This window comes from Pseudoalteromonas sp. SIMBA_162 (genome assembly GCF_046535955.1).
Lineage (GTDB): Bacteria > Pseudomonadota > Gammaproteobacteria > Enterobacterales > Alteromonadaceae > Pseudoalteromonas > Pseudoalteromonas marina.
Genome location: NZ_JAWJBQ010000787.1, coordinates 1 through 253 on the forward strand (window position 1 = coordinate 1; position 253 = coordinate 253).

Here is a 253-nt window from a genome sequence, read left to right on the forward strand (position 1 = left end):
CGCCCAATGACAACATCACCAGATGGCGCTGCTGCATGCTGCGTTTGAAGTCGGTGGCGTTGCTGTCAGACATGGTGGGTGTCACTCGTGGAGCTGATGATCTGACTGTCGCTCAGGCTGGTGACCAGACTGTCGATCATACTGGTGATCAAAGCGTGCTCGTGCAGGCCGCGCTCGTACAGGCAGGGCGGATGGATGGACACATGTGGCATGGCAGAAACCGGCTGGAGGTGGGAGGGGAAACAGGCCGGAT

Annotated in this window: 1 protein-coding gene; it reads right to left on the reverse strand. The window is 59.3% G+C overall.

The window, feature by feature from the left end; translation table 11 throughout:
* Nucleotides 1-65: 65 nt before the first annotated feature.
* Nucleotides 66-253 (reverse strand): hypothetical protein (locus tag R0J88_RS21825; protein ID WP_410901150.1); only part of this gene is annotated, 188 nt, incomplete at its 5' end.